Raw genomic sequence first — 25,429 nt, 5'->3', positions numbered from 1 at the left:
CCGCGAACACAACCCCTCTGCGTCTCTCTTTCTTCTCCGCGTCTCTGCGTGAACCAAATTCACAAGCAGTTCGCGTAGGCGCTCCCTACCTTCGCTGCAAGCTGCCCGGCAGTGAACGGCGGTTCGCACAGCCGCGCCGCTTCGCCGTGGAGCCACAGCCCTTCGCAAGCGGCACTGAACCGATCGGCTCCATTGGCCAACCGGCTGGCGATGGTGCCAGCCAGCACATCGCCGGTGCCCGCAGTGGAGAGCCATGTCGACGCGCGGTGCGCCAGGGCCAGGCGGCCATCGGGTGCGGCGACCACGCTATCGGCACCCTTGGCCACCACCACCATGCCGCTGGCCTGCGCCAACGCGACTGCGCGCTGCACCTTGCTGCCTGAGCCGGGAAGTTCGAAAGCCTGCTCCAGCGCCCGCAACTCACCTTCGTGCGGGGTGGCGATCAGCGGTGCGGTGTGCTGCGACAGCAATCGCGGGGCAAGCAATACCAGGGCATCGGCATCAAGCACCATGGGCACCTGTTCGGCCAGCGCGCGGGCCAGCTTCTCGCGCGCAGCGCCATCGCGGCCCAGGCCAGGGCCGACCAGCAGCGCGGCGATGCGCTTGTCATTGAGCGCCTCGGCCAGCGGCTGGGTGCTGACCACCAGTTCGCTTGATGCCGCCAGCGGTGCATCAGCGTGGAGCCGGACATAACCCGCCCCTGCCCTTTGCGCCGCTTGCGCCGCCAGCAGTGCCGCGCCGGGCATTGCACCGACCACCACACCCAGCAGGCCGCGCGTGTACTTGTGCGCTTCCACCCCCGGCGCGGCGAACTGCGGCCGGGCAATCGCCAATGCTGCCTCCGGCACTTCAGCGATGCCGATTTCGACCAGCTTCTGCGTGCCCATTCCGGCAGCAGCGGGCATCAGGAAGTGCGCGAACTTCCAGGCGCCCAGTGCGATTGTCAGGTCATTGGCCGGGAGATCCTTGTTCAGTGGCTGGCCCAAATCGGCTTCGATCCCGCTGGGCAAGTCAATTGCCACCAGCTTGTCATGCCGCACTGCCAGCCGTTGCAACAAGGTCAGATACGCAGCGCTCAAGGGCCGTGTCAGCCCGGTCCCGAACAGGCAATCAACCAGCACTTCGCCGCGCGGACTGGCATCGGCGAGGAGGGCTTGGCCCCGATAAAGCGCCCGCGCATTCTTTGCCGCGTCAGTTGCGGGCTCAGCCGCCATGACTACTGCAACCTCGCCGCCGCGCGCGCGGATCGCTTCGGCGATCACCCAGCCATCGCCGCCGTTGTTGCCGGGGCCGCACAGCACCGTCACCGCGCGCCCGCCCGACATGCGCCAAACCCATTCCGCCGCGCCGTGCCCGGCGCGCTGCATCAATTCGTCAACGCTGGTGCCGCCCGCGATCAGCGCCGCTTCCGCCGCGCGCATCTGCGCTGCGGTTAGAACAGGGTCAGGCTTCACCCCCGCTCAAGCTGCGACAGATCGCGCACCGCGCCGCGCGCCGCGCTGGTGGTCATCGCGGCATAGGCCCGAAGCGCCTGGCTGACCACGCGGCTGCGCGGGCGTTTGGGCTTCCACCCGGCCTTGTCCTGCGCGGCGCGGCGATGCGACAGTTCTTCGTCCGACACCGCCAGATGGATCGTGCGGCCGGGGATGTCGATCTCGATCCGGTCGCCCGGCTGGACCAGGCCAATCGCCCCGCCCTCGGCCGCTTCGGGCGAGGCATGGCCGATCGACAGGCCCGATGTGCCGCCCGAAAAGCGCCCGTCGGTCAGCAGCGCGCAGGCCGCGCCCAGTCCCTTCGATTTAAGGTAGCTGGTGGGATAGAGCATTTCCTGCATGCCCGGCCCGCCCTTAGGCCCTTCATAGCGGATCACCACCACGTCGCCCGCCACCACCTGCCCGGTCAGCACCGCAGTGACGGCATCATCCTGGCTTTCATAAACCTTGGCCGGACCCGCGAACTTGAGGATGCTGTCATCTACCCCGGCGGTTTTCACGATGCAGCCATCCAGCGCGATATTGCCATAAAGCACCGCCAGCCCGCCATCCTGGCTGAAAGCGTGTTCTTTGGCTCTGATCACGCCGTTCTCGCGGTCAAGATCGAGTTCGTCCCAGCGGCGATCCTGGCTGAACGCGGTCTGCGTCGGCACCCCGCCCGGGGCGGCTTTGAAGAATTGCTGCACCGCGGGATCGTTGGTGCGGCTGATATCCCAGTGGTTGATCGCATGGCCCAGCGTGGGCGCGTGCACCGTCGGCAGATCGGTGTGGAGCAGTCCGGCGCGCTCAAGCTGCCCCAGGATCGCCATGATCCCCCCGGCCCGGTGGACGTCTTCCATATGGACGTCGCTTTTGGCCGGCGCGACCTTGGCCAGGCACGGCACCTTGCGGCTCAGCCGGTCGATGTCCTTCATGGTGAAATCGACCCCGGCCTCTTCGGCAGCGGCGAGCAGGTGCAGCACGGTGTTGGTCGATCCGCCCATCGCGATATCCAGCGTCATCGCATTCTCGAACGCGCCCATGCTGGCGATATTGCGCGGTAGCACGCTGGCATCGTCCTGTTCGTAATAGCGCTTGCACAGTTCCACCACCAGCGACCCGGCACGCAGGAACAAGGCCTTTCGGTCAGCATGGGTGGCGAGCTGCGAACCGTTGCCCGGCAACGACAGGCCCAGCGCCTCGGTCAGGCAGTTCATCGAATTGGCGGTGAACATGCCGCTGCACGATCCGCAAGTCGGGCAGGCGGCGCGCTCGATATCGGCCACTTCCTCGTCGGTGTATTTCTCGTCCGCCGCAGCAACCATCGCGTCGATCAGATCGATCGCAATTTCCTTGCCCCCTAGCACCACCTTGCCCGCTTCCATCGGCCCGCCCGAGACGAACACCACCGGAATGTTGATCCGCATCGCCGCCATCAGCATGCCCGGCGTGATCTTGTCGCAGTTGGAGATGCAGACCATCGCATCGGCGCAGTGCGCATTGACCATGTATTCGACGCTGTCAGCGATCAGATCGCGGCTCGGCAGCGAATAAAGCATGCCATCGTGCCCCATCGCGATCCCGTCATCGACCGCGATGGTGTTGAATTCCTTGGCTACACCCCCTGTGGCCTCAATCTCGCGCGCGACCATCTGGCCCAGGTCCTTGAGGTGAACGTGCCCCGGCACGAACTGGGTGAACGAGTTCACAACCGCGACAATCGGCTTGCCGAAATCGCCATCCTTCATCCCCGTCGCTCGCCACAGGCCGCGCGCGCCGGCCATGTTGCGGCCATGAGTGCTGGTGCGGGAACGGTAGACGGGCATGGCGGGAACTCCTCGGTTGGCTTTGCTCTTGCGAGGTTAGGGAGGCGGGTCAAGAAGAAGATTGGTTCACGCAAAGGCGCAAAGGCGCAAAGATGTTACGCTGGCGGCAAAGCCGCATTCAATCGCGATTGCCGCGATTGACGATAAGTCTCTGCGAGAACTCGGGGTCTGCGACGCTGCATAGCGGCTTCGCGCCTTTGCGCCTTTGCGCCTTTGCGTGAATCAACTTCATTCCAGTCGCAAAGCAACCGCATTGCCAATCCGTGCCAGCCGCTCGGCCCAGACTGCCTGCCCTTCAGCATCGCCGATCTGATCCTGCCGCACTTCGATGCCGAGGTACGGCCGGCCATCGGCCTCGGCGTGGCGGTTCATGGTGTAGTTGAGCAACTGGCCCGAATAGGGCTGCTGGTCGCCCACCACCAAGCCTTCCGCCTCCAGCAGGGGAATCGCGATCCGTGCGGCACGGTCGTCCTGGTTGTAGAGAACGCCGACCTGCCACGGGCGCGGCGCGTCGTTGCTGGCAAGCTGCGGCGTGAAGCTGTGGAGCGAAAGGATCAGCGCGGGCGGGGCGCTGTCTAGCAAAGCGGACAGAGCAGCGTGATACGGCATGTGAAAGCGTTCAAGCCGCATCTGATGACCCGCGTGATCGAGCGCATTACCAGGGATCGCGTGGCCATCGCTGGCGATCGGGATCACGGCGGGGGCATGCGGCTCTCGGTTGCAATCGCAAACCAGGCGGCTGGCGTTGGCCTGAAAGGCTGCGGTGCCAGTGCGTTCGGCCATCAAGCCGCCGACTTCGGCCACGCCGATATCGACTGCGATATGTTGGGTTAGCAGCGCAGGGTCGATGCCAAGGTCGATGTCGTCCGGAACCCGGTTCGAGGCATGGTCCGACACCACCAGAATTCCGCCAAAACGCGGTGTGCCCAGCAGGCGGTAGGCTTCGCTCATCGCAGCGCGCCTGCCAATTGCCACCAGCCTGGCTGCGCAGTGGCTAACGCCGCCGCCGCCGCATCGCGCTGTGCGGCATCCTCATACAGCGCAAAGCAGGTCGCCCCCGAACCCGACATGCGCGCCAGCCACGGCTGCGTTTCGGCCAATGCCGCCAGCACACGCGCCACGGCTGGGCACAGCGCGATGGCAGAGGCTTCCAGATCGTTGCGGCCGTTGCGCGAGATGCTGCTAACCGGGCCTTCGGGCAGCGGCCCAAGGTCCACCCCGTCCCAGCCTTTGAACACCGGCCCGGTGCTGAGCGGGACGCGCGGGTTGACCAGCAGCACGGGCATTCCGGCAAGGTCGCTATCCACTTCCGCCAGTTCAGTCCCGGTCCCGCGCCCCGCCGCCGTGACCGAACGGACGCAGGCCGGCACATCAGCGCCGAGCTTTGCCGCTCGCTCGTGCCAATCATCCGGCAGGCCATATTCGCGGTCATAGAGCCGGAACAGCGCCCCGGCATCGGCCGACCCGCCGCCTAGCCCTGCGGCAACCGGCAGGTTCTTTTCCAGTGTCACCGCCCAGCCTTGCGGCCGCGGCAAGGCAGAGAGCGCCTGCATCACAATATTGCCAAACGGATCAGTCAGTTGATTGCCGAACTCGCCAAGCGTTCGAAGCTGGTCCTGCGGCGCAGGTTGCACGCTGAGCGCGTCCCCCGCATCGACGAAAGCAAACAACGTTTCCAGCGCATGATACCCATCTTCCCGCCGCCGCCGGACATGCAGCGCCAGGTTGATCTTGGCGTAGGCGGTTTCGATCATGAAGATCCTCTCCGAGCTTGCTCGGAGTGCGGGACCGTCGCCGAAGGCGATGGTGGAGAGGTCGTCAACGCTTGCGTCATTTCCCCTCCGTCAGCCCTGCGGGCCGTCACCTCCCCGAGACAAGCTCGAGGAGGATTGGTCCATCACATATTCGGATAGTTCGGACCGCCGCCGCCTTCGGGCGTGACCCAGTTGATGTTCTGGTTGGGGTCCTTGATGTCGCAGGTCTTGCAGTGGACGCAGTTCTGCGCGTTGATCTGATAGCGCGGCTTGCCCTCTTCCACGCCCAACCATTCGTAAACCCCGGCCGGGCAATAGCGCGTTGATGGCCCAGCGAAGACCTCCAGCTCGCTGACTTTCTGCAGCTCCAGATCCTTGACATGAAGGTGCACCGGCTGGTCTTCGGCATGGTTGGTGAACGACAGCGCCACCGACGAAAGCCGGTCAAAACTGAGCACCCCGTCCGGCTTTGGATAGGTGATCGGCTGGTGCAGGTCGGCGCGGCCGGTTTTCGATGCATCGCTGCGGTGCTTCATCGTGAACGGCATCCGGATCCCCAGATACTCGAGCCACAGGTTCGCGCCTGCCAGCACCGTACCCAGCGTACCGCCAAACTTGGCAATGATCGGCTCGAAATTGCGGACCATCCGCAGTTCCTTTTCGACCCAGCTCGCCTGGTAGGCCTCGGTATAGGCGGTCAGTTCGTCATTGCCGCGCTGGCGCGAGATTGCGTCGGCAGCGGCTTCGGCAGCCATCATCCCGCTCTTCATCGCGGTGTGGCTGCCCTTGATCCGGGGGACGTTGAGGAAGCCCGCAGTGCAGCCGATCAGCGCCCCGCCGGGGAATGTCAGCTTGGGCAGCGATTGCCAGCCGCCATCGCAGATCGCCCGCGCGCCATAAGAGACCCGGCGACCGCCCTTGAGGATTGCCGCGATTTCCGGATGGGTCTTCCACTGCTGGAACGCCTCGAACGGCGCGAGGTACGGATTGCCGTAACCCAGCCAGACCACGTAACCGAGCGCAACCTGTCCGTTCGCCTGATGGTACAGGAACCCGCCGCCGAAGCCGTCGTCGTCCTTCACCGGCCAGCCTTGGGTGTGGATCACCCGTCCCGGCGCGTGCTGGTCGGAAGGAATGTCCCACAGCTCCTTGAGGCCGATGCCGTAGACCTGCGGCTCGGCATTGGCATCAAGATCGTACTTAGCTTTCAACTGCTTGGTCAGATGACCCCGCGCACCTTCGGCAAACAGCGTGTATTTGGCGTGAAGCTCAAGCCCCGGCTGATAGTCGCCTTTGTGACTGCCATCCTTGGCGACGCCCATTTCGCCAGTGGCAACGCCTTTGACCGAACCGTCTTCGTTGTAGAGCACTTCGGCGGCGGGAAATCCCGGGAAGATCTCCACCCCCAGACCTTCGGCCTGTTCGGCCAGCCAGCGGCACAGGCTGCCGAGGCTGCCGGTGTAAGTCCCTTTGTTGTTCATGAACGGCGGCGCGAGCAGGTGCGGCACCGCGAACTTCTTTTTCGCGCTAAGCACCCAGTGCTGGTTGTCGGTGACCGGCGTTTGCGCCATCGGGCAGCCCTGGTCGCGCCAATCGGGCAGCAATTCGTCCAGACCCTTGGGATCGACCACCGCGCCTGAAAGGATGTGCGCGCCAACTTCGCTGCCTTTTTCGAGCACGCAGACGGTGAGATCGGCACTCAACTGTTTCAGCCGGATCGCCGCCGCCAGGCCGGCCGGCCCGCCGCCCACAATCACCACGTCATACGGCATCGATTCACGTTCGCTCATGGCCCGTTCCCACAACCTGTTTTCAGCTATTTCTGCGCCTAACCCTTGATTGCTGCGCCCGCTGAGGTCAAGACCACTTTGGTGACAATCGGACATGCTCAGTTGACTCCGGCAGAGGAGCTTGCCGCCGCGCTCGATTGGTGGCGCGAGGCCGGGCTGGAGCATGATTTTGCCGATGCGGCGCACGATTGGCTGGCCCGCCCGGAAACCGAAGCCATGCCTGACGCCGCGTCGGCGCCGCCAGCGCAATTCCAGACCGCTGCGTCTGCCCCGTCCCCGCAGGTGCGGATTGGCGGCGATCCGGCCGGCTGGCCCCAGGATCTGGCCGGATTTACCCAGTGGTGGATGAATGAACCGTCGCTCGACAATGGCCAGACCGCCGGGCGCGTTGCCCCGCGTGGCAGCCCCGGTGCGGGCCTGATGATCGTGGTCGAACATCCCGAAGCGGGGGACCGCGAACGGCTGCTGGCGGGTCCGCACGGCGCGCTGATCGAAGCGATTTTGCGCGCGCTGGGGCATGACCACGCCGATACCTATATCGCCGCCCTGTTGCCGCGCCACATGCCGCTGCCCGATTGGGCCGCGCTGGCAGACGCCGGATTGGGCGAACTGGCCCGGCATCACGTGGCGCTCGCCCGGCCGCAGCGGGTAATCGGCTTCGGTCCGCACGTCTCATCGCTTCTGGGCCACGCCCCAGCGAAAAGCGGGGCGCAAGCCGCGCCGTATTACCCAATAGGCGGCGGCACACAGGCATTGGCCGCGCCGGGGCTCGACAGCTTGCTGACCCGGCCATCGGCCAAGGCCCGGTTGTGGCAAGCGCTGCTCGATTGGCCCGAAAGCTGAGCCGCAGAAGCGCAAACGTAGGGATAGACGAAACGTGAAATTTGCTGCGCGCGCCCGGATTGCGATGCTGCTGCTTGCTGCGGGCGGCGGCGCGGTGCCGCTGGTCGCCAAGGCCAACAGCGCGGCGATGGAGTATTTTTCCAGCCGCGCCCAACGCGGCGCAGTGCCGGTGCTGCTCAGCCAGGACGAGCGCGCCTTCTACAAGGACCTGTTCACCGCGATCGATGCGGCACAGTGGGCCAAGGTGCAGGATCTGTTCGCCAAGCGCCCCAGCGGGCCGCTGCATCAGGTGGCGCAGGCCGAATACTTCCTTGCCCCCACTTCGCCCAGGATCGAGCTTGATGCGCTGAACGTCTGGCTGGCGCAGGGCACCCAGTTGCCGCAAAGCGAACGGATCGTGGCGCTGGCGCAAAAGCGCGGGGGCACGGCGCTGCCCGCGCTGCCTGCCACCAACCGCTTCGTCACCGTCCCCAGCCGCGCCCGGCGCGAACGGCCGCGCGAATCCGCCGACGGGACCATGCCCGGCGGCGTCGCCAGCGCGATCCAGGGCAAGATCAAGGCCGACGATGCCCCCGGTGCCAAAGCGTTGCTCGATGGGATCGACACGCAGCTTTCGCCCGGCGCGCGGGCCGAATGGCGCAGCAAGGTTTCGTGGAGCTTCTACGTCATCAATGATGATGCCAGTGCCTATGTCGTGGGGCAATCGGCGCTTGACGGCGCGGGGCCGTGGGTGGCCGAAGGGGTGTGGATCTCAGCACTGGCAGCGTGGCGGCTGGGCGATTGCCGTTCGGCCGCCGAGGCATTTGGCCGATCAGCCCAGCTTTCGGCCAACCCCGAACTGACCGCGGCAAGCCATTACTGGCACAGCCGCGCGCTGGTGCGTTGCCGCCAGCCCGAACTTGCCGCCGCACCGCTGCGCCAGGCGGCGCGGATGCACGAGACGCTGTATGGCATGCTCGCCGCCGAACAGCTTGGCATCGAACTGCCCAAGACGCACGAGGCGCCCGATTTCAGTCAGGCTGACTGGCAGCAACTGCGCGATGTGCCCAATGTGCGCGCGGCCGTGGGGTTGGCCGAGATCGGCGAAGACGGCCTTGCCGATGAAGTGCTGCGCCATCAGGCGCGGATCGGCAGCCCGGGCCAATTCGGCGCACTCTCACGCCTCGCCCGCAGCCTTGGCACGCCGGGCACCCAGCTGTGGATGGCCTACAACGTTCCGCAAGGCGTGAAGCCTGAACCCGCCGCACGCTTCCCCACCCCGCGCTGGACCCCGGTGAGCGGGTGGAAAGTCGATCCCGCGCTGGTCTATGCCCATACGCTGCAGGAATCGGTGTTCCGCACCGGCGTGGTCAGCCCGGCGGGCGCGCGCGGCCTGATGCAGATCATGCCGGCCGCAGCGCGCGATCACGCCGGAGCGCTTGGTGTTTCAGGCAGCGCGAGCGACCTCAACAAGCCCGAGGTCAACCTCGCTTTCGGGCAGCGCCACATGCAGATGCTGCGCGATTCGTCCGCAACCCAGGGCCTGCTGCCCAAGGTGATTGCCGCCTATAACGCCGGCCTTACCCCGGTCACGCGGTGGCGTAGCTACATCAAGGACCAGGGCGATCCGCTGCTGTGGATTGAAAGCGTGCCGTACTGGGAAACCCGCGGTTACGTGAACATCGTGCTGCGCAATTACTGGATGTACGAGCGCCAGGCCGGTGGCCCTTCAGAAAGCCGGATGGCGCTGGCGCAGGGCATGTGGCCGCTGTTTCCCGGGCTTGGCGGCGCGCAGGCGGTGCGGATGCGCGCCGATGGGACCATCGACCGTGGCCGTTGATCCGGCCCGCACTTTCACGCCGATCCGGATCGCGCTGCTGACCGTTTCGGATACGCGCGATCTGGCCAGCGATACCTCGGGCGCGCTGCTGGCGGAGCGGGTTACGGCGGCAGGCCACACGCTGGCCGCGCGGGTGATCGTCAAGGACGATACCGGGCTGATCGTGGTCCAATTGCGCCAGTGGATCGATCACGGCCTGGCCGATGCGATCATCACCACCGGCGGCACCGGCCTGACCGGCCGCGATGTGACGCCCGAAGCGCTCGACCAGCTCAGGATCGAGACCAGCGGGAAGGACATCCCCGGCTTTGGCGAACTGTTCCGCTGGGTCAGCTACCAATCAATCGGCACCAGCACCGTGCAAAGCCGCGCCTGCGCAGTGCTGGCGGGCGGAGTCTATGTTTTCGCGCTGCCGGGATCGAACGGCGCGGTGAAGGATGGCTGGGACAAGATCCTGCGCGAACAACTCGACAGCCGCAACTGGCCCTGCAATTTCATCGAACTGATGCCGCGGTTGCGCGAAACCAATTAAGGGACACAATACGAATTGGCTAATTCGTATTGTGTCCCTTAATTGCCACCGTCAGCGGCTTGACGCCGCTGCCACCTCCCCATTTGTGGCAGCCGCCAAAAATGGGGAGGACCTTTTGATTTGCAAATATGTTCCGCATATGTTCCATTGCCGGAATGTCTACCCCGCCCCCGATTCACGGCCGCGGTGCCCCCACCGCCCACGTGCCGCAGCGTTTCGGCCTGAACGCGCGCGTGGCGGACGGGGACTGGCTGGATGCGCGCACGGATATTGACGGTCCCGGTGCCAGACTGCGCACCACGGTGACCCTGGAGCACGCGCGCACGATCATCAGTTTCAACAAGTCGCCCGATATTCCGTTCGACCGTTCGATCAATGCCTATCGCGGCTGCGAGCATGGCTGCGTCTATTGCTTCGCGCGGCCTACGCACGCTTATCATGACCTGTCCCCAGGGCTCGATTTCGAAACCAAGCTGTTCGCCAAGCCGGGTGCAGCCGCGCTGTTGCGCCAGACCCTGGCCAAGCCCGGCTACAAGCCCGCGCCGATCGCGATGGGCACCAATACCGATCCCTACCAGCCGATCGAGGAACGCTACCGGATCACGCGGCAAGTGCTCGAAGTGTGCCTTGAAGCGCGCCACCCGGTGACGATCACCACCAAGTCTGCGCGGGTGGTGCGCGACCTTGATCTGCTGGCCGAGATGGCGCGGCATGATCTGGTGGCGGTCGGGATTTCGGTTACCAGCCTTGATCCGAAGCTTTCTGCCCTGCTCGAACCGCGCGCATCAGCCCCGGCCAAACGGCTGGAAGCGCTGGGAAAACTGGTTGAAGCAGGGGTACCCGCACATGTCTCGATCGCCCCGGTGATCCCCTCGATCACGGACGAATTCATCGAAGGTATCCTGGGCGAGGCTGCCGCGCGCGGGGTGCCATCGGCCAGCTGGATCATGCTGCGCTTGCCGCACGAAGTGGCGCCGCTGTTTCGCGAATGGCTGGCCGCGCACTATCCGGATCGCGCCGCCAAAGTGATGCACATCGTCCAGTCGGTGCGTGCCACTGCGCACGGGGGCCGCGACAATGATCCTTCGTTCTTCAGCCGGATGAAGCCGCAAGGCGTGTGGGCCGATCTCTTTCGCACCCGCTTTCGCATCGCGACGCGGCGGCTGGGTATGAACCGCGTTTCCCCCCGGCTCGATTGCAGCAGGTTCGCGGCGCCCAGCGCGGATGGACAGTTGCGGCTGATTTGACCAAATAGGCTCCCGCCATCAGGAGCCCGCGCCATGCCCCCAGCCTCTGACCACCAGACCCATCCCCGCCTTGCCCACCACCAGAAGGAAGGTGTGGCCACGCGGAAGGGCGAGCAGATCGGCTTCAATGGCTGGCTGGCGGTGAAAATCACCAATGTCGTTGGCACGATGTGGTGCGCCTATGCCTTTGCCGGACTGGCCCTGATCAGTCTGCCGGCCGCAATTGCAGCTGGCACCGCACCGCTGATCGCCTGGATCGCGCAGACCTTTCTCCAGCTTGTGCTGCTGTCGATCATTATGGTTGGCCAGAAAGTGGCCGCCGCAGCATCGGACAAGCAGGCATTGCAAACCTACAAGGACGCCGAAGCGCTGCTGGAAATCAGCGATGAACTGCACAAGCTGCTCAAGATCAACAACGCGATGACCGCAGAAATTCGCACCCTTGTGCAGCACAATGCCTAGCTGCGACCAGGATTGGCGAGCCTGCCGCCAACCCTGGATCGCGATCAATCGTGGTGGATATCGCTCCGTTTGGTTTCAAGCGCCCAGAACACATGGGTAACCCTGCGTCCGCCGCCGGCCAGATCCATAACGAAGACGTCCGGTCGGCCCTGTGCGTCAGAATGGATCGCCCGGCCCCATTGTGCCGGGCTGTCACCGACATCTTCGTCCACGGCCGCCGGGGGGGCGGGCCGCGTAAAATCACGAATCCCGAAGTTTGTGGCGCTCGACATGGTCGCGGTGCTGTAACCATCGTTGGTGTGGTTGTAGATCAGGTCTAACTGCTCGTAATCATGCGCGTTCGGGCTGATGTTGGCTTTGGTGCCGTTGGTCCCGGCGGTGCCGGCCGGATCATTTGTGTAATCCATGCACGAGCCGAGATTGGTATTGCTGAAACCTTCGTCCTGATGCGCCAGCCCGAAATCGTGACCGACTTCCTGACAGGTCACCATCCGGCGCCACGCCGCAGTGTTGTATTGCGCCAAGTTGAAATAGGTATCGTTGAGCTTGGTCGTGCCTTTGGTAATATGCCCGTTTGCATCGAGATTGATCGAGGCGATGCCCAACCACCCGCGCGGCCCGTAAGCATCGTTGCAAACCAGAATCTGGCCGGCGATTGGCGAACACTTCCTGCGACTGACCCCGACGTCATTGCGCGTGCCGAGCGAAAGGTGAGTCGAGACTTCCCATTCGCCGATGGCAGTATCGAGATAGCCTGGCCAGGGCGCGGTCAGCGCAGCATTGACCCTGACGGCGACGACGCCGTTGGTGGTGGCCCAGTGATAGCCGTTCCAGCTGTGGTTGGCGCTGGCGGGCGCTCCCAAAGCTGCGGCACAAAGCGCGGCGATTCCAGTCAGACGTATCATTTTCATCGAAGTTCTCCCCTCGATCGAAACCATACGTCATCATGACACACTAATATGAGAACGCAAAGTGGCCGGGATGCCGGATCGGGACGGTCACCCGCTGAACCGGATCAGCCGGCTGTCCGCAACGGCGGCGGTGCGATGCGGCACCACATCGCGGATGTATTCCTCGTTCTTGACCATTTTCAAGAAGGTGGCGCTGTTGGGATAGCCCATCACGAAGATCTCGTCCCATTCGCCTTGCGGGCCGATGACCACGCAGTCCATCGGCGGGTGCCAGATCATCGCAGCGCCATCTTGCGCCACCACCCGCTGGAACCCTTCCTTGTAGATCGCATAGGCTTCGGCCCCGCTCAGGCCCTTGGCATGATCGGAATGATCGGCAGGATATTCGGCCAATGCGCGCAGCTTGATCAGGTTGAGCATCTGGATCGGCGTATCGCGCGGCAAATCCTTGAAACGCTGCCAGTTTTCGCGGCTGGGATCGATATGGGCCATGGTCTGCTCCTGTCCGGAATCAAGCGCCGCATCATCGCGATTGGCTGGGCGGTTGCAACCATTTGTCGCAACGCGCGTTTGAGGGAGCATCACGGATCATGCCAAGGGAGCGACACATGGCAGACGAAAACATCACCACCCACACCGCGCCGGATGGCAGCACCCACACCACGGTGATTGATCGCGGCGGCGGCACCAGCAGTGGCGGCGGCGGCTTGATCATCGGGCTGCTCGCGCTCGTGCTGGTCGCCGTTGGCGTCTATTTCTTTGCCGGCATGTCGGGCAGCGAAGCCAACAAGAACAATGCCGTGGCCGCAGCCGCCAAGGACGTCGGCAACGCGGCGCAGAGCGTTGGCGAAGCCGCTCAGGATGCGGCCAGCGCGGTCAGCAAAAACTAGAATTTGTTCCACTTACGTGGGATCAACACCGGGCCGGTGTTGCCTGTTTCAGCTTCTCTGAAACAGACTCTAGGCAGGCATGCCGGGCAAGGCGGCGTTCGCACCATCGCTGCCTTGCCCGGCACCTGCCCAGCCCTTCTGACTATGCCGGGTCGCTAGTCAGCGAGGCGATAGTCGCGGAACTGTTCGCGCAGGTCTTTCTTGCTGACCTTGCCGGTTCCGCCGTGCGGGATTTCCGCGACGAATTCCACCGCGTCAGGCAGCCACCACTTGGCGACGGTCATCGTCAGGTGTGCCTTGATTTCATCGCCGGTGACTTCCACCCCGGCTTTCTTGACCACAATCAGAATCGGGCGCTCATCCCAGCGCGGATGATAGATGCCGATGGCCGCCGCCTCCGCCACCGCAGGGTGGCTCATCGCCGCGTTTTCCAGTTCGACCGAGCTGATCCATTCACCGCCCGATTTGATCACGTCCTTGGTCCGGTCGGTCAGCTGCAGCGTGCCATCGCCATGCAGGATGGCGACATCGCCGGTATCGAACCACTGCTCCGCATCGGTTGCATCGGCTTCGGCCTTGAAATAGCGCTTGATCACCCACGGGCCGCGCACTTGCAGCGCGCCGCTGGTCACCCCGTCGCGCTCCAGCACTTTGGCCGGATCGTCGAGATCGACGCAGCGCAGCTCAACGCCGAAGGGGACCCGGCCCTGCATCTGCTTCACATCGATCTGGGCTTCGAAATCCTTGTCGTCCCAATCGAACGTCTTGGCCCCGGTGGTGCCGATCGGGCTGGTTTCGGTCATCCCCCAGGCGTGCGCGACATTGACCCCCGCCGTCATCAGCCGCTCGAGCATAAACCGCGGCGCAGCCGATCCGCCGATGATTGCGTGGCGCAAGGTGGGCAGCGTCACCCCGGTGGCGTCCATGTGCTGGAAAGTGGCGAGCCAGACGGTCGGAACCCCGGCCGAATGGGTTACCTTTTCACGGTTCATAAGATCACACAGCACGGCCGGATCGTTGACCGCCGAGAACACAAATTTGATCCCCGCCGCCGCACCAGACCATGGCAGGCCCCAGCTGGCGGCGTGGAACATCGGCACCACCGGCAGCATCACCGCGGTCGCATCGAAATCGAAGATTGCCGGTTGCAGCCCGGTGATCGCGTGCAGCATGGTCGAGCGGTGTTCGTAGAGCACGCCCTTGGGATGACCGGTGGTGCCGCTGGTATAGCACAGCATGCAGGGATCGCGCTCGTCACCGTCGGCCCATTCGGCATTGCCATCTTCAGCGCCGATCCAATCCTCGAACTGGCCGTTGTCGAAGCAGATGTAGCGCTTTATCGTGGTCCACCTGGCCTTCATCCGGTCAACCAGCGGCTGGAACGCTGCATCATACAGCAGCACCTGATCTTCGGCATGGTTGGCGATATATTCCAGCTGATCATCGAACAGCCGCGGGTTGATGGTGTGCAGCACCCCGCCCACGCCCACCGCGCCGTACCAGGATACCAGATGCCGCGCATGGTTCATTGCCAAGGTCGCGATCCGGTCACCCTTCGCGATCCCCAGCCCCCGCAGCGCCTGGGTCATCTTCAGCGCATCATGCCGCACTCCGGCCCAATTGGTGCGGGTTTCGCTGCCATCGGCCCAGTGCGTCACGATTTCGCGCGTGCCATGTTCGCGCGCGGCGTGATCGATGATCCGGGTTACCCGAAGGTCCCAGTCCTGCATGGCTCCAAGCATTACTCTCTCCTGATACCCGTTTGGCCCTACGCAACCAGCCGAAGGTTCGCCCCGCCGCGCCGCGCGCTTAGCGCCACATTGGCAAGTCCTTCGACGCTTGCCAAGCGTTCAGCCAATTCGCCGTCGAGGTGGAAATCCTTGCCCAGACAAATCTGCGCGGCCTTGCCGGCTGCAGTCTGGACCAGCGCGACCACCTCGCCCCGGCCATCTTCACCGCGCGGCAGCATCCCCGCCAGCGCGGCAAAAATATCGGGCCACAGCACGTCAAGCCGCAGCAACATCGATCCGGCGGTCTTCACCTCGCTAAGCGGGCGGGCCGCGCGCACGGTAACCCGCGGCGGCTCTTCCGGGCTGGGCGCATCGAGCTCCACTGTCAGCAACAGGCAGGTGCCGTCCTTGGCCCACTGGATCATCGGTTCGACCAGCGCTTCTTCAAAGCACGCGGCGGAGAACTGGCCCGAATTGTCGGAGAAATCGGCACGGATGAAATCGGCCCCGCGCCGCGTCCGCCCGCGATTGACGCCTTCGACCATCGCCGCCATCACCGCCTGCATCCGGCCGCCCCCGGCGACCCCGCTTTCCATGATGTTGGCATAGGACCGCGCGCCGTTGGCTACGGCTACCAAGCGCCACTGTTCCACCGGGTGCGCAGCGAAGTAGAACCCGAAGCTTTCTCGCTCCTTCGCCATCTGCTCGCTCTTCGACCACGGCTCCACCTCGGCCAGACGCAGCGCCGGGGCGGTGTGATCATCGCCGCCGAACAGCGCCGCCTGCCCGCTTGAGCGGCTACGCTCGGCCTCGTCGGCCACAGCCAGCAGCATATCGGCATTGGTCAGCACCTTCGCCCGGTTGGGCTCCTGCGTGTCGAAGGCCCCGGCCCCGGCCAGCCCTTCGAGCTGACGGCGGTTCATCGATCCGGGCGGCACGCGGCGGAACAGGTCTTCAAGGCTGGCAAACGCGCCACCCGCCTCGCGCTCAGCCACGATCGCATCCATCGCCTTTTCGCCGACATTGCGGATCCCCGCCAGAGCGTAGCGCACCGCGTGGCCATCGTCAGTCCGCTCGACGGTAAATTCCGCCTCCGAGCGGTTGATGTCTGGCCCTTCCAGCGCGACCCCGGCGCGGCGCATGTCATCAACATAGACCGACAGCTTTTCCGACTGGTGCATGTCGAAGCACATCGACGCGGCATAGAATTCATGCGGGTAATGCGTCTTCAGCCAGGCGGTCTGGTAGGACAACAGGGCATAAGCCGCCGCGTGGCTTTTATTGAAGCCGTACCCGGCAAATTTATCGATCAAATCGAACAGCTCGCCCGCCTTGCCAGCCTCGATCCCCGATGCCTCCTTGGCCCCGGCGATGAAGCGCGCACGTTGCGCGTCCATTTCCTTCTGGTCCTTCTTGCCCATCGCGCGGCGCAGCAAATCGGCATCGCCCAACGAGTACCCGGCCAGGATCTGCGCGGCCTGCATCACCTGTTCCTGATAGACGAAGACCCCATAGGTTTCGGCCAGGATCTGCTCGAGTTTCGGGTGCGGATATTCGATACTTTCGGCGCCGTTCTTGCGGCGTCCGAACAAGGGAATATTGTCCATCGGTCCTGGCCGGTAAAGCGCGCCGATCGCGATGATATCGTTGAAATTACTGGGCTTGACCGCCGAAAGCGCGCGCCGCATCCCTTCGGATTCGAGCTGGAACACCCCCACGGTATCGCCGCGCTGGAGCAATTCGTAGACCTCGGCATCGTCCCACGGCAGCATATCGAGATCGATCGAAATCTCGCGCCGGGCCAGCAATTGCAGCGCCTTTTTGAGCACCGACAGCGTCTTGAGACCAAGGAAATCGAACTTGATCAAGCCGGTATCCTCGACATATTTCATGTCGAACTGCGTCACCGGCATGTCGGAGCGCGGATCGCGGTAGAGCGGCACCAATTGCGCCAGCGGGCGATCGCCGATCACCACGCCCGCCGCATGGGTCGAACTGTTGCGCGGCAGCCCTTCCAGCTGCATCGCCAGATCGATCAGCCGCTTCACCTCATCATCGTTGTCGTATTCGCGCTTCAGCTCGGCCACGCCGTTGAGCGCGCGCGGCAAGGTCCACGGGTCGGTCGGATGGTTGGGGATCAGCTTGCACAGCCGATCAACCTGGCCATAGCTCATCTGCAGGATGCGGCCGGTATCGCGCAGCACCGCGCGGGCCTTCAATTTGCCGAAGGTGATTATCTGCGCGACGTGATCCTCGCCGTATTTGGCCTGGACATAGCGGATCACTTCGCCGCGGCGGGTTTCGCAGAAATCGATATCGAAATCCGGCATCGAAACGCGTTCGGGGTTGAGGAAGCGTTCGAACAGCAGGCCCAGGCGGAGCGGATCAAGATCGGTGATGGTCAGCGCCCAGGCCACCACACTGCCCGCGCCCGAACCGCGCCCCGGCCCCACCGGAATGTCGTTGTCCTTGGCCCATTTGATGAAATCGGCCACGATCAGGAAATAACCGGCAAAGCCCATCGTGTTGATGACATTGGTTTCGAAATCGAGCCGGTCGGTATAGACCTTGCGCGCCTCCGCGGTCATTTCGCCATAGGGTGCCAGCCGCGCCTCCAGGCCGGCGCGCGCATCGTCGACCAGCATCTGCGCTTCGCCCGATGCATCGCCGGCCAGGCTCGGCAGCAGCGCCTTGCGCTTGGGCGCGGCAAAGGCGCAGCGCTGCGCCACCACCAGCGTGTTGCTCAGCGCTTCGGGCAGATCGGCGAAAATCTCGGCCATCATCGGCGCGCTTTTGACCCAGGCCTGCGCATTGGTGCGCGGGCGATCAGCCGCATCAAGGTGGGTCGAATTGGCGATGCACAGCAAGGCATCGTGCGCGCCGACGAAGTGCGGATCACCGTAAGCCGCGGGATTGCTGGCCACCAGCGGCAGATCGCGGGCAAAGGCCAGATCGATCAACGCAGCTTCGGCGGCCTCCTCGTGGCGGTCATTGCGGCGGGCGATCTCGATATAGAGGCGGCCGGGGAACAGCGCTTCCAGCCGTTCGCAATAGGCCCGGGCGGGTTCGTGGCGGTCTTCGGCGAGCAACCGCGCCAGCGCGCCTTCGCCCGCTGCGGTAAGCGCGATCAGGCCGTCTGTGTGCCCCACCAGTCCATCAAACGTGACGTGCGGTTCCAGCTCAAGCGGGCGATCAAGGTGCGCGGCCGAAACCAGGTGGCACAAGTTGTTCCAGCCGGTTTCGTCCTGCGCATAGAGCGCCAGCCAGTCGATCGGCCCATCAGCGCCGCGCCGCACCCCCAGCAGGGTGCCGATGATCGGCTGAATCCCGATTTCGCGCGCTGCGCCGGCAAATGCCATGGCCGAATAGAGCCCGTTGCGATCGGCAATCGCGATCGCGGGAAAGCCGCGTTCGCTGGCCAGCTTGGCGACCGCCTTGGGATCAATCGCCCCTTCCAGCAGCGAATAGCTGGTCAAAACGCGCAAAGGGACAAAGCCGGTGTGGGACATCGCTGCAGCCTAGGCAGGCAAACGCAGATTCGCAAAAGGAAGCAGGCGATCTTATCCACCAAAAGCCCTTCCCCGCCGGGGAAGGGTTGGGATGGGGGTTCGACGCGAGCGTGGGAACCCCCACCCCCCTGCCCCTCCCCGTTGGGGAGCGGAGACGCTACAGCTGTCTTTCGATGTCCTTGGCGATGCCAGCAGGCTTGTCGGTCGGGGCATAGCGCTTCACCACAGTGCCATCGCGGCCGATCAGGAACTTGGTGAAGTTCCACTTGATCGCCTTGCTGCCGAGCAGCCCCGGCGCTTCGCTTTTAAGCCAGCCATAAAGCGGCGTCTCGCCGGTGCCGTTGACTTCGACCTTGGCCATCAACGGAAAGCTCAGCCCGAAGTTGACCTTGCAGAACTCGGCAATCTCGTCCGCGCTGCCCGGTTCCTGCCCGCCGAACTGGTTGCACGGGAAGGCCAGCACTTCGAACCCCTGATCGGCGTACTTCTTGTGCAGCGCTTCCAGCCCGTCGTACTGCGGGGTGAAGCCGCATTTGCTGGCGGTGTTGACCACCAGCAGTACTTTGCCCAGTTTGTCAGCCAGCGGAACCTGTTTGCCGCCCGGCAGGTCGGCGGTGAAATCGGCGATTGTGGTCATGATAAAACTCCTTCGTGCAACCTTACCACGCGGTCCATCTTGGCGGCTAGCCGTTCATTGTGGGTGGCGACCAGGGTGGCGCTGCCTTGTGATCGCACCAGATTCAGGAACTCACCAAGCACTTTGTCGGCGGTTGCTTCGTCAAGGTTGCCGGTCGGCTCGTCGGCCAGCACCAGCACCGGCTTGTTGGCCAGCGCGCGGGCCACGGCGACCCGCTGCTGCTCGCCGCCCGAAAGCTGGCTGGGGCGGTGGGTCAGCCGTTCGGACAGGCCCAGCGCGCCCAGCAGTTCTGCCGCATGCGCTTCAGCTTCATCGCGGCTCTTGCCCAGCAACAGCTGCGGCAGGACGACATTTTCCAGCGCGCTGAAATCGGGCAGCAGGTGGTGGAATTGATAAACGAAACCAATCGCTTCGCGCCGCACGGTGGTGCGATCATCGGCATTGAGGCCCGAGGCATTGGCCCCGGCAATCTCGATCTTGCCGCCGAACCCGCCTTCAAGCAGGCCGACCGCTTGCAGCAGGGTCGATTTGCCCGATCCCGAAGGCCCCAGCAGCGCGACTATCTCGCCCGGCGCGAGCGCCAGATCGACGCCGCGCAGCACTTCGATCGTCTCCCCGCCTTGCTCAAAGCTGCGGGTCAGCCCGGTCAGGCGGATGACAGGTTCACTCATAACGCAGCACCTGCACCGGATCGGTCGCCGCCGCGCGATAAGCGGGGTACAGCGTCGCCAGGAAGCTCAGCAGCAAAGCCATCCCGGCGATCGCGCCAATTTCAAACGGATCGCTGCGGCTCGGCAATTCGGTGAGGAAGCGGATCGAGGGATCCCACAGGCTTTGTCCGGTCATCCGCTCAACCGCGTGGACCACCGGCTGACGGAACCGCAGCAGCATCAGGCCCAGCGCCAGGCCCAGCAACGTGCCCGCCGCGCCAATCGAAAAGCCCAGCGTCACGAACACCTTGAGGATCGATTTGCGCGTGGCCCCCATCGTCCGCAGGATTGCGATGTCACGCGTCTTGGCGCGCACCAGCATGATCAGGCTGGAGAGGATGTTGAACACCGCGACCAGCACGATCAGCGACAGCACCACAAACATCACCACGCGTTCCACCGCCAAGGCTTCGAACAGCCCCGAATTGATCGATTTCCAATCGCTGATCTGCGCCTGATCGGCATACTTTTCCTTGATCGGTGCCAGCGTTTCGCGCGCCCGGTCAGGATTTTCAACCTGCACCTCGATCATCCCGATGGTATCGCCGGTCAGCAGCAGGGTCTGCGCATCGGGGATCGGCATGATCACGAAACGCTGGTCGTAATCATAGACCCCCACGGTAAAGATCGCCGCCACGCGGTAGCCGATCTGGCGCGGCACGGTGCCGAACGGGGTCGATTGCCCCTGCGGGTTGATGATCGTGATCGTATCGCCCACCCGCGCGCCGATATTGTTGGCCAGCTCGCTGCCAATCGCCACTTCGCCCGCATCGGGCTTGACCGAAAACAGGCTGCCCGAAACGACCTTGCTCTTGAGCCGCTGGATATCTTCCGGGGTATTGCCGCGCGCAAAGATCAGATCGGCGCGGCCGTTGAAACTGACCATCAGCGGCTGTTCGATCAGCGGCGAGGCGCGGGTGACGCCCGGCGTCTTCTTCACATCGGCCAGCACTTGCTGCCAATTGTCCAGCCGCCCGCCATAACCCTGGACGATCGCATGGCCGTTCAGCCCGACGATCTTGTCGAACAGTTCGGCGCGAAAACCGTTCATCACGCTCATCACCACGACCAGCGCCATCACCCCCAGCGTGACCGCCATCAGGCTGATCCCGGCGACCATCGCGATAAAGGCCTCGCCGCGCCCGGGCAGCATATAGCGCCGGACCAGCGCGCGTTCGAACGGGGTGAGGATCAAGCGGGGTCTTCCACGAGAGAACAGATGCTGCGCGATTTAGGGTGACATTGATCCAAGAGCAATGCCCAGCCCCTTGCTTTCCGGCAGCAGGGGGGGCAAATGCGCGGCCTCAGGGCAACTTGCGGGCATCAGGGCGATTCTATCCATGAACCTTACCCACCCCTTCTTCGACGCAGATGGTGACAAGCTGCGCGAGGAATGCGGCATTTTCGGCGTTATCGGCACGCCCGAAGCCGCGGCCACCACCGCGCTGGGGCTGCACGCCTTGCAGCACCGCGGGCAGGAAGCCTGCGGCATCGTCAGCTGGAACGGGGCGGAATTCTTTGCCCGGCGCGGCCTGGGGCATGTCGCGCAGGTGTTTACCGAAGGCAGCTTCCTGGCCGAACTGCCCGGCGCAATGGCCAGCGGCCACGTCCGCTATTCCACCACCGGCGGCCAGGGGCTGCGCAATGTCCAGCCGCTCTATGCCGATCTGGCGCGCGGCGGCTTTTCGGTGGCGCACAACGGCAACATTTCCAACGCCATGCACCTCAAGCAGGAACTGGTGAACAAGGGCGCGATCTTCCAGTCGAGCAGCGACACCGAAGTGATCATCCACCTGATCGCGACCAGCCGCTATCCCACCTTGATGGACCGCTTCATCGATGCGCTGCGGATGATCGAAGGCGCCTATTCGCTGATCTGCATGACCCCGAAGCGGATGATCGCCTGCCGCGATCCGCTCGGTATCCGTCCGCTGGTGATGGGCAAGATCGGCGATGCGACCGTGTTTGCCAGCGAAACCGTGGCGCTCGACGTGGTCGGCGCGACGTTCGTGCGCGAGATCGAACCGGGCGAAATCGTTGAAGTGCGCGCCGATGGCCGCACCACCAGCCAGCGCCCGTTCGGCAAGCCAGCGCCGCGTCCGTGCATCTTCGAACACGTCTATTTCAGCCGCCCGGATTCGGTGATGGGCGGCCGGTCGGTCTACGAGGTCCGCAAGGCGATCGGCAAGGAACTGGCCAAGGAAGCGCCGGTCGAGGCCGATCTGGTGATCCCGGTGCCCGATAGCGGCGTGCCCGCCGCGATCGGCTATGCCCAGGAAAGCGGCATTCCGTTCGAACTTGGGATCAACCGCTCGCACTAAGTCGGCCGCACCTTCATCCAGCCCAGCGACGGCGCACGCCACGCCGATGTGAAGCGCAAACACAACGCCAACCGCGCGCTGGTCGAAGGCAAGCGGATCGTGCTGATCGACGATTCGATCGTGCGCGGCACTACTTCGATGAAGATCGTGCAGATGATGCGCGATGCCGGGGCCGCTGAAGTGCACATGCGCGTCGCCAGCCCGCCCACCCAGCACAGCTGCTACTACGGCGTCGACACCCCCGAACGGCACAAGCTGCTGGCCGCGCGGATGGATGTGCAGGAGATGACCAAGTTCATCGTCGCCGATAGCCTGGCCTTCGTTTCGATCGACGGGCTTTACCGCGCGGTCGGCGAAGCGAGCCGCAACGCCGCCCAGCCGCAACACTGCGATGCCTGCTTCAGCGGCGAATACCCCACCCGTCTGACCGACCTGGCCGAGCGTGAGGCCGATGCCGACCAGCTGCCCCTGCCGGTCGGCGCTGCCAGATGACCAACCTTTCCGGACAGATCGCGCTGGTCACCGGCGCCAGCAGAGGCATAGGCGCGGCCGTGGCCAGGGCGCTGGCTGCAGCCGGCGCACATGTGGTGATCACCGGGCGCGATGCGAAGTCGCTTGAAGCGATCGAGGAAGCGATTTTCGAAGCTGGCGGCAGCGCCACGATTGCCCCGGCCGACCTGGCCGAAGGCGATTCGATCGCCCGTCTGGCCGAAGCTATCGCCCAGCGTTGGGGCAAGCTGGACGTGATGGTCCACGCCGCCGCGGTGCTGCCCGAACTCAGCGGCGTACGCGATATCGATCAGACCCAGTTTTCCAGGGCGCTGACCATCAACGTACTGGCCACCCAGGCACTGATCGCGCGGTTTGATGCACTGTTCAAGGCGGCGGACGACCCGCGTCTGATCTACCTCACCACATCGGTCGCCGCCAGTCCGCGCGCCTATTGGGGTGCCTATGCAGCCAGCAAGGCAGCGGCGGAAGTCCTTGTTGCCAGCTATGCCGAAGAAGCCCGCAACATCGCCAGGACCCGCGTGGCGATTGTCGATCCGGGTGCAACCCGCACAGCGATGCGCGCCAAGGCCTATCCCGGCGAAGATCCCGCCAGCGTCAAGCCGCCCGAAGCCGTGGCTGAACGCGTGCTGGCGCTTCTTGGTGAACAGTTTGCCAGTCCGCACCGCGAACGGGTTAACCTTTCCACGTAACGCCTGCGAAACCGCGCTCAGCGATACTCTGCAAAGCCTGCCGGAAAGGGAACCGGCAAGGTTTGAACAGAGGGCCCGGTCATGAGCAACTACCTGGTAGCGACGAAAGACCCGTATTTTTCGGCGGCGCAGGAAGATCGCAGCGCCCCGCGCACCCGCGTCTCGATCCCGGCGACGCTGCGCGTGTCGGGCGGCCGCGGCTTCCAGACCGTGATCCACGATCTATCGCTGAGCGGCTTTTGCGGCGCGGCGATCAACCGCCTGCAGCCCGGCGCGATCTGCTGGCTGACGCTGCCCGGCATGGAAGCGCTGCAAAGCGAAGTGATCTGGTGGGACAACAGCCTGGTCGGCTGCGCGTTCGACAAGCTGCTTTCGCCGATCGTCCACGACAACGTGCTGGCGCGGTACCAGACCTCTCCGTCATTCCGCAATATTTGCTGATCCGTTTGTCTCATCCGGGGCGCGGGTGGCCTTGCCTACCCGTGTCCCTACCCCCCAAATGCGCGGATGCTGCCGTGCCCCGGGTGGGACACCCTCGCTTCAGCGCCTGACCAGCGTGACCTGCGCCACCGTAATCAGGCCAGCGCGGAACCCTGCCTCGCAATAGGACAGATAGTAGCGCCACAGCCGGATGAAGCGCGCATCATAACCCGCCGTCAGGCGCCCTTCCGCCACCGCAGCATCGAACCGTTCACGCCAGATCCGCAGCGTTTCGGCATAGTCGAGCGAAAATTCTGCGTGATCGGTCCAGCCAAGGCCGTGCGCGGCGGAGAGCCGCTTGAACGCCGTTTCGCTGACCAGCATTCCGCCCGGAAAGACGTAGGTCTGAATGAAATCGGCACCCTTGGCATAGGCTTCGAACAGGTCATCACGCATCGCAATGTACTGGATCGCGGCGCGCCCGCCGGGCTTCAGGTTGCGCGCCAGGCAGGCGAAAAAGTTGTCCCAGTATTCCTGCCCCACCGCTTCGACCATTTCGACGCTGACGATGGCATCGAACTGGCCATGGGTGTCACGATAATCTTCCTTGCGAAAATCGATCGCAGCGGAGCGGTGCGCCCGGGCCCAAGCCAGCTGCGCCTCCGACAGGCTGATCGCGGTTACCGCCAAGCCGCTGTCCGCCAGACGCTGCGCCAGCCCTCCCCAGCCGCAGCCGATCTCGAGCACGCTGCGCGCGCCGGCCACGCGCCGCGCGATCGTATCCAGCTTGTGCTGCTGCGCCGCGGCCAGATCGCGCGCGCCGCAATCGAACCGGGCGCTTGAATAGACCATGTCTGCATCGAGCCAGGCGGCATAGAAATCGTTGCCCAGATCGTAGTGCGCATGAATGTTGCGCGCGGCTCCGGCGCGGGTGTTGCGGTGCAACCAATGGAAGACCCGGCCCGCCAGCCGCCACGGACCGCGAGCCCGGATCAGGGTGCCATAGGCTGCGGCATTGGCGGCAAACACGCCCAGCAGCGCGGCCAGATCGGGGCTGTCCCACTCCCCCGCTTCCCAGCTGCGATAAAATCCGCTTGAGCCGCCGGTGGCCCCGCGCAGCGGCACGATCCAGCTGTGGAAGACCATTTCGCCGGTCAGCCCCGGGGCCCGCCCGCCAAGCCGCCGCCGCGTACCATCGGGCAGGGTTACATCAACGCTGCCAGCGGCAATCCCGGCATCGAAACGGCCCAGAAGACGATCGAACGCGCGGCGCCACAGGCGCATGGTGGCCGGCTGCGGGCGCTCTGCATGTGCGCCGCTTGATGAACGCTGATCAGCCACTCCGGGTTGCATC

21 protein-coding genes and 1 pseudogene are annotated in these 25,429 nt (G+C 64.4%); 9 read left to right on the top strand and 13 right to left on the bottom strand.

The window, feature by feature from the left end; translation table 11 throughout:
* Positions 1-59 precede the first annotated feature (59 nt).
* The 5 genes from RMN99_RS06400 to RMN99_RS06380 form a co-directional block, all read right to left on the bottom strand.
* A complete protein-coding gene (locus RMN99_RS06400) occupies positions 60-1,454 on the bottom strand; it encodes an NAD(P)H-hydrate dehydratase (RefSeq protein ID WP_309622468.1) in 1,395 nt (464 codons plus the stop codon).
* Entirely contained in the window at positions 1,451-3,298 is a 1,848-nt protein-coding gene (gene ilvD, locus RMN99_RS06395; protein ID WP_309622467.1) for a dihydroxy-acid dehydratase, read from the bottom strand. Before ilvD ends, RMN99_RS06400 begins: the two co-directional genes overlap by 4 nt.
* 228 nt (positions 3,299-3,526) lie before the next feature.
* On the bottom strand, positions 3,527-4,249 hold the full coding sequence (locus tag RMN99_RS06390; protein WP_309622466.1) for an N-formylglutamate amidohydrolase: 723 nt from the start codon (positions 4,247-4,249) through the stop codon (positions 3,527-3,529).
* The gene (locus RMN99_RS06385; RefSeq protein ID WP_309622465.1) at positions 4,246-5,052 is read right to left on the bottom strand and encodes a 4-(cytidine 5'-diphospho)-2-C-methyl-D-erythritol kinase; all 807 of its coding nucleotides are present in this window, start codon (positions 5,050-5,052) and stop codon (positions 4,246-4,248) included. Before RMN99_RS06385 ends, RMN99_RS06390 begins: the two co-directional genes overlap by 4 nt.
* Before the next feature lie 143 nt (positions 5,053-5,195).
* Entirely contained in the window at positions 5,196-6,842 is a 1,647-nt protein-coding gene (locus RMN99_RS06380) for an electron transfer flavoprotein-ubiquinone oxidoreductase (protein ID WP_309622464.1), read from the bottom strand.
* 81 nt (positions 6,843-6,923) lie between these two features.
* Here RMN99_RS06380 and RMN99_RS06375 point away from each other — a divergent pair, with 81 nt between their 5' ends.
* The 5 genes from RMN99_RS06375 to RMN99_RS06355 all read left to right on the top strand — a co-directional run bounded on the left by RMN99_RS06375 (position 6,924) and on the right by RMN99_RS06355 (position 11,745).
* Positions 6,924-7,685: a hypothetical protein gene (locus tag RMN99_RS06375; protein ID WP_309622463.1), complete on the top strand. Its 762-nt coding sequence runs from the start codon at positions 6,924-6,926 to the stop codon at positions 7,683-7,685.
* A 64-nt stretch (positions 7,686-7,749) separates the two neighbouring features.
* Positions 7,750-9,504, top strand: a complete 1,755-nt coding sequence (locus RMN99_RS06370; RefSeq protein WP_409035238.1) for a lytic transglycosylase domain-containing protein — start codon at positions 7,750-7,752, stop codon at positions 9,502-9,504.
* Positions 9,494-10,036 (top strand): molybdenum cofactor synthesis domain-containing protein, encoded by a 543-nt coding sequence (locus RMN99_RS06365; protein ID WP_309622486.1) that lies wholly within the window; start codon positions 9,494-9,496, stop codon positions 10,034-10,036. Before RMN99_RS06370 ends, RMN99_RS06365 begins: the two co-directional genes overlap by 11 nt.
* Before the next feature lie 155 nt (positions 10,037-10,191).
* On the top strand, positions 10,192-11,283 hold the full coding sequence (locus tag RMN99_RS06360; protein ID WP_309622462.1) for a PA0069 family radical SAM protein: 1,092 nt from the start codon (positions 10,192-10,194) through the stop codon (positions 11,281-11,283).
* 93 nt (positions 11,284-11,376) lie between these two features.
* Positions 11,377-11,745 carry a hypothetical protein gene (locus RMN99_RS06355; protein WP_309622461.1) on the top strand — a complete coding sequence of 123 codons (369 nt, stop codon included), beginning with the start codon at positions 11,377-11,379 and terminating at the stop codon, positions 11,743-11,745.
* A gap of 44 nt (positions 11,746-11,789) precedes the next feature.
* On the opposite strand, the gene RMN99_RS06350 is transcribed toward RMN99_RS06355, so the two are convergent.
* Together RMN99_RS06350 and RMN99_RS06345 are read right to left on the bottom strand one after the other, a co-directional pair.
* Positions 11,790-12,656, bottom strand: coding sequence for a hypothetical protein (locus RMN99_RS06350; protein ID WP_309622460.1), 867 nt, complete (start codon positions 12,654-12,656; stop codon positions 11,790-11,792).
* 87 nt (positions 12,657-12,743) lie between these two features.
* Positions 12,744-13,148, bottom strand: coding sequence for a DUF1330 domain-containing protein (locus tag RMN99_RS06345; protein WP_309622459.1), 405 nt, complete (start codon positions 13,146-13,148; stop codon positions 12,744-12,746).
* Positions 13,149-13,264: 116 nt separating this feature from the next.
* Between RMN99_RS06345 and RMN99_RS06340 the strand changes: the two genes are divergently transcribed.
* Complete coding sequence (locus RMN99_RS06340) at positions 13,265-13,546, top strand: hypothetical protein (protein ID WP_309622458.1); 282 nt, start codon at positions 13,265-13,267, stop codon at positions 13,544-13,546.
* A 155-nt stretch (positions 13,547-13,701) separates the two neighbouring features.
* Here the strand turns inward: RMN99_RS06340 and RMN99_RS06335 are convergent, their stop codons facing one another.
* The 5 genes from RMN99_RS06335 to RMN99_RS06315 form a co-directional block, all read right to left on the bottom strand.
* The gene (locus RMN99_RS06335) at positions 13,702-15,288 is read right to left on the bottom strand and encodes a long-chain fatty acid--CoA ligase (RefSeq protein ID WP_309622457.1); all 1,587 of its coding nucleotides are present in this window, start codon (positions 15,286-15,288) and stop codon (positions 13,702-13,704) included.
* A gap of 26 nt (positions 15,289-15,314) precedes the next feature.
* A complete protein-coding gene (gene dnaE / locus RMN99_RS06330; protein WP_309622456.1) occupies positions 15,315-18,785 on the bottom strand; it encodes a DNA polymerase III subunit alpha in 3,471 nt (1,156 codons plus the stop codon).
* Between the two features lie 157 nt (positions 18,786-18,942).
* Positions 18,943-19,422: a glutathione peroxidase gene (locus tag RMN99_RS06325; protein WP_309622455.1), complete on the bottom strand. Its 480-nt coding sequence runs from the start codon at positions 19,420-19,422 to the stop codon at positions 18,943-18,945.
* A complete protein-coding gene (locus tag RMN99_RS06320; protein ID WP_309622454.1) occupies positions 19,419-20,093 on the bottom strand; it encodes an ABC transporter ATP-binding protein in 675 nt (224 codons plus the stop codon). The genes RMN99_RS06325 and RMN99_RS06320 overlap by 4 nt, the downstream gene beginning before the upstream one ends.
* On the bottom strand, positions 20,086-21,327 hold the full coding sequence (locus tag RMN99_RS06315) for a lipoprotein-releasing ABC transporter permease subunit (RefSeq protein ID WP_309622453.1): 1,242 nt from the start codon (positions 21,325-21,327) through the stop codon (positions 20,086-20,088). The genes RMN99_RS06320 and RMN99_RS06315 overlap by 8 nt, the downstream gene beginning before the upstream one ends.
* A 145-nt stretch (positions 21,328-21,472) precedes the next feature.
* Between RMN99_RS06315 and purF the strand changes: the two are divergent.
* From purF to RMN99_RS06300, 3 genes and pseudogenes are all read left to right on the top strand, one after another.
* Positions 21,473-22,945, top strand: a pseudogene (purF, locus tag RMN99_RS06310) (amidophosphoribosyltransferase).
* Positions 22,942-23,655 (top strand): SDR family NAD(P)-dependent oxidoreductase, encoded by a 714-nt coding sequence (locus RMN99_RS06305; RefSeq protein ID WP_309622452.1) that lies wholly within the window; start codon positions 22,942-22,944, stop codon positions 23,653-23,655. Before purF ends, RMN99_RS06305 begins: the two are co-directional and overlap by 4 nt.
* Positions 23,656-23,736: 81 nt before the next feature.
* Entirely contained in the window at positions 23,737-24,096 is a 360-nt protein-coding gene (locus RMN99_RS06300; RefSeq protein WP_309622451.1) for a PilZ domain-containing protein, read from the top strand.
* Between the two features lie 99 nt (positions 24,097-24,195).
* On the opposite strand, the gene RMN99_RS06295 is transcribed toward RMN99_RS06300, so the two are convergent.
* Positions 24,196-25,428 carry a class I SAM-dependent methyltransferase gene (locus RMN99_RS06295; protein ID WP_409035237.1) on the bottom strand — a complete coding sequence of 411 codons (1,233 nt, stop codon included), beginning with the start codon at positions 25,426-25,428 and terminating at the stop codon, positions 24,196-24,198.
* Position 25,429: the final 1 nt, after the last annotated feature.

The organism is Novosphingobium sp. (assembly GCF_031417815.1).
Lineage (GTDB): Bacteria > Pseudomonadota > Alphaproteobacteria > Sphingomonadales > Sphingomonadaceae > Novosphingobium.
The sequence above is the reverse complement of the archived record's forward strand: the minus strand, read 5'-3'. Positions and strand labels throughout refer to the sequence as shown.